The 10766-nt window shown below is 68.1% G+C and carries 8 protein-coding genes; 3 read left to right on the top strand and 5 right to left on the bottom strand.

The window, feature by feature from the left end; genetic code table 11:
- Nucleotides 1–68 precede the first annotated feature (68 nt).
- The 5 genes from KME77_RS05945 to KME77_RS05925 all read right to left on the bottom strand — a co-directional run bounded on the left by KME77_RS05945 (nt 69) and on the right by KME77_RS05925 (nt 4966).
- On the bottom strand, nt 69–854 hold the full coding sequence (locus KME77_RS05945) for an ABC transporter ATP-binding protein (RefSeq protein WP_219462719.1): 786 nt from the start codon (nt 852–854) through the stop codon (nt 69–71).
- Entirely contained in the window at nt 851–1786 is a 936-nt protein-coding gene (locus KME77_RS05940; RefSeq protein WP_219462717.1) for an ABC transporter ATP-binding protein, read from the bottom strand. The genes KME77_RS05945 and KME77_RS05940 overlap by 4 nt, the downstream gene beginning before the upstream one ends.
- Nucleotides 1776–2762 (bottom strand): branched-chain amino acid ABC transporter permease, encoded by a 987-nt coding sequence (locus KME77_RS05935; RefSeq protein WP_219462714.1) that lies wholly within the window; start codon nt 2760–2762, stop codon nt 1776–1778. The genes KME77_RS05940 and KME77_RS05935 overlap by 11 nt, the downstream gene beginning before the upstream one ends.
- Nucleotides 2763–2776: 14 nt before the next feature.
- Nucleotides 2777–4057 (bottom strand): branched-chain amino acid ABC transporter permease, encoded by a 1281-nt coding sequence (locus tag KME77_RS05930; RefSeq protein ID WP_246609238.1) that lies wholly within the window; start codon nt 4055–4057, stop codon nt 2777–2779.
- A gap of 453 nt (nt 4058–4510) precedes the next feature.
- Nucleotides 4511–4966 carry a PaaI family thioesterase gene (locus KME77_RS05925; RefSeq protein ID WP_219462724.1) on the bottom strand — a complete coding sequence of 152 codons (456 nt, stop codon included), beginning with the start codon at nt 4964–4966 and terminating at the stop codon, nt 4511–4513.
- Nucleotides 4967–5037: 71 nt separating this feature from the next.
- Between KME77_RS05925 and polA the strand changes: the two genes are divergently transcribed.
- From polA to rpsA, 3 genes are all read left to right on the top strand, one after another.
- The gene (gene polA / locus KME77_RS05920; protein WP_219462712.1) at nt 5038–7728 is read left to right on the top strand and encodes a DNA polymerase I; all 2691 of its coding nucleotides are present in this window, start codon (nt 5038–5040) and stop codon (nt 7726–7728) included.
- Between the two features lie 187 nt (nt 7729–7915).
- Nucleotides 7916–9034 (top strand): polysaccharide deacetylase family protein, encoded by a 1119-nt coding sequence (locus KME77_RS05915; RefSeq protein WP_308250568.1) that lies wholly within the window; start codon nt 7916–7918, stop codon nt 9032–9034.
- 203 nt (nt 9035–9237) lie between these two features.
- Nucleotides 9238–10719 carry a 30S ribosomal protein S1 gene (gene rpsA / locus KME77_RS05910; protein WP_219462710.1) on the top strand — a complete coding sequence of 494 codons (1482 nt, stop codon included), beginning with the start codon at nt 9238–9240 and terminating at the stop codon, nt 10717–10719.
- Nucleotides 10720–10766 lie beyond the last annotated feature (47 nt).

The raw sequence follows: 10766 nt of genomic DNA, 5'->3' as shown, positions 1-10766 counted from the left end.
GTCTCACAGCGCTCATTAAAGAACGGCCAAGGGGCTCATGGGGAGCCCCTTGGCCGTTCCGCGATCTTTTACGCCTTGGCCAGGGTGCCGAGGTAGAGCTCGATCACCTTCGGGTCGTTGGCCAGCTGCCGGCCGGTGCCCGTGTAGGCGTTACGGCCCTGGTCCAGGACGTAGCCGCGGTGGCAGATCTGCAGGCAGCGCCTGGCGTTCTGCTCGACCATGATGACCGTCACGCCCGCCTTGTTGATCTGCTGGGCCTGGATGAACACCAGGTCCTGCAGCTTGGGCGACAGGCCCGCCGACGGCTCGTCCAGCAGCAGCACCGACGGCTCGGTCATGAGCGCCCGCGCCATCGCCACCATCTGCCGCTCGCCGCCCGACAGCGAGCCGGCCCGCTGCTTGCGCCGCTCCTTGAGGGCCGGGAACAGCTCGGAGACGAACTCGAAGCGCTCCCTGAACTTGGACGGCACCTGGAAGGCGCCCATCTCCAGGTTCTCCTCGATGGTGAGGCTGGGGAAGACGTTGTTGGTCTGCGGGACGTACCCGACGCCACGCGCGACCAGCGAGTGCGCCTTCATGTTCGTGATGTCCTCACCCTTCAGCGTGACCGTCCCGCTGCGGATGTTGACCAGCCCGAACATGGCCTTGAGCAGCGTCGACTTCCCGGCGCCGTTGGGACCGATGATGCCGATCAGCTCACCGTCGCCGACGTACAGGTCGGAGCCGTTGAGGATGTTGACGCCCGGCAGGTAGCCGGCGATCAGCTCGTCGCAGCGCAGCACGGCGCTCTCGGCGCCCTTGAGGTGGTCGCTGCGATCCGTGACGGCGGCCTGCGACTCGGGGACGGCGTTCACTTCTGCGTCTCCTCTTCGATCTCGGCTTCCAGAGCCTCCTCGGCCTCGTGCAACTGCTCCTCTAGCTCCTTGTCCGACAGGGGGGCGTCGTGGTGGGCGCCCAGGTAGGCGTCGATGACACGGGCGTCGGACATGATCGTGTCCGGGGGACCCTCGGCGATGATGGCGCCCTGGGCCATGACGATGACCCAGTCGCTGATGTCGCGCACCATGTCCATGTCGTGCTCGACGAACAGCACGGTCATGCCCTGCTCGCGCAGGTCCTTGACGTGCCCGAGCAGCGACTGGGTGAGCGCCGGGTTGACGCCCGCCATCGGCTCGTCGAGCATGACCAGCTCGGGCTTGACCATCAGCGCGCGGGCCATCTCCAGCAGCTTGCGCTGGCCGCCGGACAGCGACCCGGCGAAGTCCTCGCGCTTGGTGTCGAGCTTGAAGCGGGCCAGCAGTTCCTCGGCCTGCTCGGTGATGGCGTCCTCCTGGCCGCGCCAGGAGCTGGGGATCAGCGCCCGCCAGAAGTTCTCGCCGCGCTGCTGCTGGGCCCCGAGCCGCATGTTCTCCATCACGGTCAGCCTGGACAGGGCCTTGGTGAGCTGGAACGTGCGGACCATCCCGGCGCGGGCCACCCGGTGGGCGGGCACGCCGGTCATCCTGTTGCCGTTGAACGCCCACGTCCCGCCGTCGGCGGTGTCGAAGCCGGTGAGCTGGTTGAAGAACGTGGTCTTGCCGGCGCCGTTGGGACCGATGAGCGCGGTGATGGAACCGCGCTGGATCTCGACGTGCTCGACCTCGACGGCGGTCAGGCCGCCGAAGCGTCGCACGACGTTGTCGACCACCAGGATGGGGTCGGGCTTGGGCACGCCCGGGTCGCGGGCGAGGTCCTTGAAGGCGGCCAGGGCTGCCGCCTTGCGTTCGGTGGTGGTTTCAGCGCGCATCGATTGCTATCTCCCTCTTATCACCGAAGATGCCCTGTGGTCGGTAGACGAGCAAGAGGATCAGGCCGAGACCCACCAGGATGAAGCGGACAGGGCCCACCTGGACGGGGCTCATGAACGTGATGATCCCGCTCTCGACCGCGCCGCTGAGCAGTCCGTTGACGAGGACGAGCAGCACCCAGAAGATCATCGAGCCGACGACGGGGCCGAACACGCGGGCCGCGCCGCCGAGGATGACGATCGTGTAGGCGAAGAAGGTCGTCTCGGTGCCGAAGATGTCCGGCTGCACCGAGGCGAACGCCAGCCCGTACACGAAGCCGCCCAGGCAGCCGATGACGCCGCCGAGGATGAGCGACTGCATCTTGTACGAGAACACGTTCTTGCCGAGGCTGCGCACGGCGTCCTCGTCCTCGCGGATGGCCTTCAGGACGCGGCCCCACGGGCTCTTCATGAGCAGGTAGACGATGCCGCACGAGATGCCGACCAGGATCCAGCCGACGAGCAGGACCCACAGCAGCCGGTGGTTGAAGCTGAACCAGCCGATGCCGTACGTGCCCTCCGGGAAGGGGTTGAGCGCGTAGAAGCCGTCGGAGAAGCCGCGCTGGCCGTCGGAACCGCCGAAGATGTCCTTGAAGGCCACCGAGCGGAAGATGAGCCTGACGATCTCCGCCGCGGCGATGGTGACGATGGCCAGGTAGTCGGCCCGCAGGCGCAGCGTCGGGATGCCCAGCACGATGGCCAGGACCACCGCGGCGGCCAGGCCGACGATGATGCCGAGCCAGAACGGCAGGCCCATGACCGCGACCGTGACGGCCAGGCCGTAGCCGGCGACGCCCATGAACGCCGCCTGCCCGAAGTTGAGCAGGCCCGTGTAGCCGAAGTGGATGTTGATGCCGATCGCGGCGAGCGCGTACAGGACCGTCTCGACGCCGATGGCGGCCTTGACGGTGGTGCTGATGATCGTGATCCAGTCCATGTGATCTCCCCCCGTCAGCCGATCCGCTCACGACGGCCCAGGATTCCCTGCGGCCGGACGAGGAGCACGATGATCAGTACGGCCAGCGCGCCGAGGCTCTTGAGCTCCGGCGGCACCCACAGCGTGGAGACCTGGATGAACAGGCCCACCACCAGCGAGCCGACCAGCGCGCCGAACGCCGTGCCGAGCCCGCCGAGCGTGACGCCGGCGAAGATGAGCAGCAGGATGTCCTGGCCCATCGTGTACTTCAGGTTCTGCGACAGGCCGAGCATGACGCCGGCCAGCGCGGCGATGGCGCCGCCCGTCGTCCAGATGATGCGGATCACCCGGTCGACGTTGATGCCGGACGAGGCGGCCAGCGCCGGGTTGTCGGCCACCGCGCGGGCGGCCTTGCCCGTACGGGTGCGCAGCAGCGCGATGCCGACGATGATGAGGACCGCCAGCTCGATGCCCATGGCCACGAAGTTCTTCGGGGCGGCGGAGATCGGGCCGATCTGGACCCCCGGCTGCGCCGTGTACTGGGAGAACGACTCGGTCTGTCCGCCGAAGAAGATCAGGAACACGTAGCGCAGGAAGAGCGCCACGCCGATCGAGATGATCATCATGGCGATCGTGCCGGTGCCGCGCCTGCGCAGCTGTCCCCAGAACAACCGGTCCTGCAAGTAGCCGAGCATTCCTCCGACGATCACCGCGATGATCGCCGCGGGGATCAGGTGCAGCCCGAACGTCACGTTGAACAGGTACGCCAGCAGCGCGCCCAGCGTGACCAGCTCACCGTGGGCGAAGTTGGTCAGCCCGGTGGTGCCGTAGATCAGGGACAGGCCGAGCGCGGCCAGCGCGATGATCAGACCGAGGTTGATCCCCTCGAAGGTGAGCTGTGCCGCCTGGGTCCAGAACGAGCTGGTCCCCGTATCGGCGGCGGCACCGCCGCCGCCCTTGGGCTGCAGCGCGAACAGGACCGTGGACATGTTGCCCGAGAAGACCGTCGGCGTCCGCACGGCGTTACCGCCGCGGATCTCCGCATTCGGCGGAAGGGTCTTGACGTCCAGTGTTACCTTGTATTTTCCCGTATCAGTGATCGGGACTTCCCACGTGCCCTGAGCGTTACTGGTGACCTCCTTGACGGGTTGTCCGCTTTCGGTGGTCACGACGATTTTCACGCCGTTCACTGGTTGGCCTTGGAGTTTGAGTGATCCTCTCAGGCCCTGGTCCGGCGCCGCCGCCTGGGCGGGCACCGCGAGCAGGAAGATGAGTCCACCCAGGAAGGCCGTGAACGCGATCACGGCTCTGCGCAATGGTGCTCCCTATAGGTCAAGGCGGGGTTGTGCCCCTCCATCTCGACACGTGCGCATCGCAGGCACAACTGGGATGCTGTGGCGGGAGCTTATTCCGGCCGCGCCCGGTTCAGTATCGTTCGTCACCAATTAGTGACATCTGCGTGTCACTCATGTGAGGAAACAAGAGGGCAGGTCAGGGGCTAAATCGCGAAAGACGCCTGGCATCCGCCGGAAACGAAATGGTAAAGATCAACGAGCCCGCGGGGAGACCTTTGGGGCCATGTAGGGCTTCCCCGGCCTTACACGTTATCTACTCGGCCTCCCCGCGGGCTCTGCTGTCACAACGGTAGCGACCTCAGGGGCACCTGTGCAAAGGGAGACGGGAAGTCGCGTGGCGTCTGGGCGATCCGGAGGGCGAGCGCCGCTTCATCCGGTCTTCGCCGGGTTCGCCCACCCCCGCCGGACGACTGCTCAGCCTCCGCCGGGCCGCCCATCGGGTCGCCCGCCGGGCCGCATGTCGGGCCGCACGTCGCGGAGCATGCACGTCAGCCGCGACGTGCACACCAGCCGCCCCTCGTCGTCGGTGATCTCGATCGCGTACGTGGCCAGCGACCGGCCGCCGTGCAGCCGCGTCGCCACGCCCGTGACGTGGCCGGAGGTGGCCGAGCGGTGGTGCGTGGCGTTGATCTCGATGCCCATGGCGACGCGCCCGGGGCCCGCGTGCAGCGCCGCCCCGGTCGAGCCCAGCGTCTCGGCGAGCACCGCGGAGGCGCCGCCGTGCAGCAGGCCGTACGGCTGGGTGTTGCCCGCGACCGGCATCCTGCCGACCACCCGCTCCGGGGCGGCCTCGACGAGCTCGATGCCCATCCGCTCGGGCAGCGTGCCGTCGAACATGGCGCCCACCGCCGCGAGGCCGGCCGGGTCCATCTGCGTCAAGGGGAGTCCTCCAGTCGTTCGAGCTCAGGTTTTCTGTCGCAGATGGAGACTAGGCTGCCTGTGTGCCGAAGAGTGAAGTGACCCCCAGCCGCCCGTGCCTGCTGCTGCTCGACGGGCATTCCCTGGCCTATCGCGCGTTCTACGCGCTCAAGGACGCCAACCTCATGACCACCGACGGTCAGCACACCGAGGCGGTCTACGGGTTCACCTCGATGCTGACCAACATCCTGCGCGACGAGCAGCCGTCGCACATCGCCGTGGCCTTCGACCGCTCCGAGCCGACCTTCCGGCACGAGGAGTACGCCGAGTACAAGGCGAACAGGAGCGAGACGCCCGAAGACTTCCGCGGGCAGATGCAGCTGATCTTCGAGCTCCTCGACACCCTTCGCGTCCCGCGCATGTCCAAGGCCGGGTTCGAGGCCGACGACCTCATCGCCACGCTCGCCACCCGCGCCGCGGCCGACGACATGAACGTGCTGATCGTCACCGGCGACCGCGACGCGCTGCAGCTCGTCAGCGAGCGCGTCACCGTCCTGATGACCCGGCGCGGCATCAGCGACATGACCAGGTTCACGCCCGAGGCCGTCGAGGAGAAGTACGGCCTGACCCCGGTCCAGTACCCCGACTTCGCCGCGCTGCGCGGCGACCCCAGCGACAACCTGCTCAGCATCCCCAGCGTCGGCGAGAAGACCGCCGCCAAGTGGGTGCGCGAGTTCGGCTCGCTGACCGCGCTGGTCGACCGGGTCGACGAGGTCAAGGGCAAGGTCGGCGACAAGCTGCGCGAGCACGTCGCCCAGGTCCTGATGAACCGGCGGCTGACCGAGCTGCTGCGCGACGTCCCCCTGGAGGGCGAGCTGGGCGACCTCAAGCAGGGCGCCTGGGACCGCGAAGAGGTCAACAAGCTGTTCGACACGCTGCAGATCCGCGGCGAGCTGCGCGAACGCGTCTTCAAGGTGCTCGGCACCGGCGAGCAGGAGCCCGAGCAGGGCTTCGAGGTCGAGACCGTCATCCTCGGCCCCGACCGCGTCCCCGGCTGGCTGTCGGCGCTGCCCGAGGGCCGCGCGGGCCTGGCCTTCAAGGGCTCCTACGGCAGCGGCACCGGGCGCATCGACGCCATCGCCATCGCCTCACCCGACGGCACGGCCGCCCACATCGACCCCGTCAAGCTCACCGAGGCGGACGAGGGCGCCCTGCGGGCCTGGCTGGCCGACGAGGGCAAGCCCAAGGCCGTCCACGACGCCAAGGGGCCCATCCTGGCGCTCTGGGCGCAGGGCATGGAGCTGCGCGGCCTGAGCTGCGACACCGCGCTGGCCGCCTACCTGGCCATGCCCGGCCAGCGCACGTTCGCGCTGGAGGACCTGGCCAGGCGCTACCTGCACCGCGACCTGCGGGCCGAGCAGGAGTCCGACGGGCAGGCCGCGCTGTTCGGCGACGACGAGGACGCCCCCGCCAAGGACCTGGCGCTGCGCGCCCACGCCGTGCTCGAGCTGGCCGACTCGCTGGAGACCTTCCTGGCCGGGCGCGGCGGCACCCAGCTGCTGACCGACGTCGAGCTACCGCTGCTGAGCGTGCTGGCCCAGGTCGAGCGGGCCGGCATCGCCGTCGACAGCGAATACTTCGCCGGCCTGGAGGCCGAGTTCGGCGCCGCGGTCAAGCAGGCGGTCGAGGAGGCGCACCGGGTCGTCGGCGAGCAGTTCAACCTCGGCTCGCCCAAGCAGCTGCAGGAGATCCTGTTCACCAAGCTCAACCTGCCCAAGACCAAGAAGATCAAGACCGGCTACAGCACCGACGCCGACCAGCTCGCCTGGCTGGCCACGCAGACCGAGCACGAGCTGCCGCTGATCATGCTGCGCCACCGCGACCAGACCAAGCTGCGTACCACCGTCGAGGGCCTGATCAAGGAGGTCACCGACGACGGGCGCATCCACACCACGTTCAACCAGATCATCGCCGCCACCGGCCGCCTGTCCTCGGAGAAGCCCAACCTCCAGAACATCCCGATCCGCACCACCGAGGGCCGCCGCATCCGGCAGGGCTTCATCGTCGGCGAGGGCTACGAGACGCTGCTCACCGCCGACTACAGCCAGATCGAGCTGCGGATCATGGCCCACCTGTCGGGTGACGAGTCGCTGATCGCCGCCTTCGAGTCGGGCCACGACTTCCACCAGGCCACCGCCGCCCGCGTCTTCGACCTGCCGCCCGAGCAGATCGACGGCGAGCTGCGGGCCCGCATCAAGGCGATGAACTACGGGCTGGCCTACGGCCTGTCCGACTTCGGCCTGTCCGGGCAGCTCAACATCCCGGTGGCCGAGGCGCGGGCGCTCAAGGAGGAGTACTTCACCGAGTTCGGCGGCGTGCGCGACTTCCTGAACGCCATCGTCGCGCAGGCCCGCACCGACGGCTACACCGAGACGATCATGGGCCGCCGCCGCTACCTGCCCGATCTGACCAGCGACAACCGCCAGCGCCGCGAGATGGCCGAGCGCATGGCGCTCAACGCGCCCATCCAGGGCTCGGCGGCCGACATCATCAAGGTCGCCATGCTCCACGTCTCCCAGGCGATGGCCGAGGAGGGGCTGGCCTCGCGGATGCTGCTGCAGGTCCACGACGAGCTGGTGTTCGAGGTGGCGCCGGGCGAGCTGGAGGGGCTCAAGCAGCTCGTGCGCGACCAGATGAACGCCGCCTACCACCTGCGGGTCCCGCTGGAGGTCTCGGTGGGCGTCGGCCGTACGTGGGAGGACGCGGGGCACTGACGCCCGGGCCGGTCCTCCCGGGCCGGGCGCCGGATCGGCCCGGATGTTTATCCCCGTGCCGCGGGGCAGGCCATGATCGTACGACGGGGTGGTCCCGCGCATCGTGAACGGCGGCCGGCACGGGGTTCTGGACTACGCTGAGGGGCTGTTGTCCCGATTGATGTCCCCCGAGTGGCACCGGAGTTCCGTGCGATCGTCAGCGTCTGTCCCGAAGATCATCGGCATCACGAACATCGTGGTGGTGACGGTGGCGGTCATCGGGCTCCTGCTGCAGTCGTCGTCCGGCACCCCCGTCGCCAAGCCGCCGCCGGTGGCCAAGATGCGGCAGACCGCTCCGGCCGGGACGCAGCAGACCGCCGCGCCCGACCCCGTGCCCACGCTCGCGGAGCCGCCCGGGGTGGTCTCCACCCCGGAGTTCGCCAAGCAGGTCAAGGCCAACGAACTCGGCCTGGTGCCGGTCCTGATGTACCACCGGATCGTCAAGAAGCGGGCCGCCTCCATCGACCGCACGCCCAGCCAGCTGCGCAAGGAGCTGGAGAAGCTCGCCGAGCAGGGGTACGTGCCGATCACCGCCAAGGACTTCGTCACCGGAAACATCCGGGTGCCCGCCGGCAGGTCCCCGGTCGTGCTGACCTTCGACGACGGGCACCCGAGCCACTTCAGGCTCGACGCGAGCGGCAACCCCGCCCCGGACACGGCCGTCGGGGTGATCCTCGGCGTGGCGCGCAAACACCCGGAGTTCCGGCCGGTGGCCACGTTCTGGATCAACCACTACCCGTTCGGCCTGCAGAAGCGGGAGGAGCAGGCGGCCGCGGTGCAGTGGCTGATCGGCCACGGGTTCGAGGTGGCCAACCACACGTGGTCGCACCCCAGCCTGGCGGCGCTGCCGAAGAAGCGGGTCAAGGAGCAGATCGTCCGGGCCGAGCGGCTGCTGAAGAAGCTGGGCGCCGGTCCCTCCACCACGCTGGCGCTGCCGTTCGGGTCGATGCCGCACCCGCGCAAGATCGCGCGCAGCGGCTCGTGGGACGGCACCTCGTACAAGTTCGCCGGGGTCTTCCTCGCCGGGGCCGAGCCGTCACTTTCGCCCTACGCGAAAAAATTCGACCCGGTCGCCATCCAGCGCATCCAGAGCAACGGCAAAAAGGGCGAATGTCGCAAGTGGTGCTCGCAGTACTGGCTTGAGTGGCTGCGCAAGCACCCTGCTGACCGGTTTGTGGCTGATGGTGACCCCGACCACATCTCCATCCCTAAGGAACTTCAGGGTAATATCACGCCAAAGCGAAGAGGGCAGCTCGTGGTCTACTGACCGGTGCGCACACCCCGGTTGGATTGACCCCGTGGCGAAGGTCTCATATGCTGATCGCTGCGCTGTGGGCTCGCGCGCGCCTCAGACGGAGCGGGCTCGCGCTCGGTCACGTCGATGTCGTAACTCCTCGGCTTGATGCGGAAGAGGGCCTGCCGCGCATCCGCCACATCGACATCCTGTCCGCGTTCGGAGCAATTCCACACATGACGTCCAGCACTGAGGCCACCTCGAGCACCCCGCAGGTAGCGGTCAACGACATCGGGTCCGAGGAAGCCTTCCTCGCAGCGATCGACGAGACCATCAAGTACTTCAACGACGGCGACATCGTCGAGGGCACCGTCGTCAAGGTCGATCGAGACGAGGTTCTTCTCGATATCGGCTACAAGACCGAGGGTGTCATCCCCTCGCGTGAGCTTTCGATCAAGCACGATGTCGATCCGGCGGACGTCGTGGAGGTCGGGGAGCACGTCGAAGCCCTTGTTCTCCAGAAGGAGGACAAAGAGGGCCGCCTGATCCTGTCCAAGAAGCGCGCTCAGTACGAGCGGGCCTGGGGCACGATCGAGAAGATCAAGGACGAGGACGGCATCGTCACCGGCACCGTCATCGAGGTCGTCAAGGGTGGTCTCATCCTCGACATCGGCCTGCGCGGCTTCCTGCCCGCCTCCCTGGTCGAGATGCGCCGTGTCCGCGATCTGCAGCCGTACGTCGGCCGTGAGCTCGAGGCGAAGATCATCGAGCTGGACAAGAACCGCAACAACGTGGTCCTGTCCCGCCGCGCCTGGCTCGAGCAGACGCAGTCCGAGGTTCGCCAGACGTTCCTCAACACCCTCCAGAAGGGTCAGGTCCGCAAGGGCGTCGTCTCCTCGATCGTCAACTTCGGCGCGTTCGTGGACCTCGGCGGCGTCGACGGTCTGGTCCACGTGTCCGAGCTGTCCTGGAAGCACATCGACCACCCCTCCGAGGTTGTCGAGGTCGGCCAGGAGGTCACGGTCGAGGTCCTCGACGTCGACATGGAGCGCGAGCGCGTCTCCCTGTCGCTCAAGGCCACCCAGGAAGACCCGTGGCAGCAGTTCGCCCGCACCCACCAGATCGGCCAGGTCGTTCCGGGCCGCGTCACCAAGCTGGTGCCGTTCGGCGCGTTCGTCCGGGTCGAGGAGGGCATCGAGGGCCTGGTCCACATCTCCGAGCTGGCCGAGCGTCACGTGGAGATCCCGGAGCAGGTCGTCCAGGTCGGCGACGAGATCTTCGTGAAGATCATCGACATCGACCTCGACCGTCGCCGCATCAGCCTGTCGCTGAAGCAGGCCAACGAGGGCGTCGGCACCGAGGTCGAGTTCGACCCGACCCTCTACGGCATGGCGGCCACCTACGACGACCAGGGCAACTACATCTACCCCGAGGGCTTCGACTCGGAGACCGGTGAGTGGCTCGAGGGCTTCGACAAGCAGCGCGAGGAGTGGGAGCGGCAGTACGCCGAGGCTCAGACCCGCTTCGAGGCGCACAAGAAGCAGATCGAGGAGGCCCGCAAGGCTGAGGCCGAGGCGGGCGAGGCCGCTCCCTCGTCCTACAGCGGCGAGACGCAGGCTCCGTCCAGCAGCTCCTCGTCCGCTCCGGCGGCCGGCGCTCTCGCCTCCGACGAGGCTCTCGCGGCTCTGCGCGAGAAGCTCGCCGGCGGTCAGAGCTAGCCTGTAGCACAGCAGTCCGAGCGGCCCCGCACCACCCAGGTGGTGCG

This window comes from Nonomuraea rhizosphaerae (assembly GCF_019396405.1).
In the GTDB taxonomy this organism is placed as follows: Bacteria; Actinomycetota; Actinomycetes; order Streptosporangiales; family Streptosporangiaceae; genus Nonomuraea; species Nonomuraea rhizosphaerae.
This window is presented reverse-complemented; position numbering and strand designations above follow the sequence as displayed.

What these genes read in the sequence shown, in the direction of transcription:
- KME77_RS05940 (WP_219462717.1), bottom strand. Translation starts at nt 1,786, where the DNA reads ATGCGCGCTGAAACCACCACCGAACGCAAGGCGGCAGCCCTGGCCGCC.
- KME77_RS05935 (WP_219462714.1), bottom strand. Translation starts at nt 2,762, where the DNA reads ATGGACTGGATCACGATCATCAGCACCACCGTCAAGGCCGCCATCGGC.
- KME77_RS05925 (WP_219462724.1), bottom strand. Translation starts at nt 4,966, where the DNA reads ATGGACCCGGCCGGCCTCGCGGCGGTGGGCGCCATGTTCGACGGCACG.
- rpsA (WP_219462710.1), top strand. Translation starts at nt 9,238, where the DNA reads ATGACGTCCAGCACTGAGGCCACCTCGAGCACCCCGCAGGTAGCGGTC.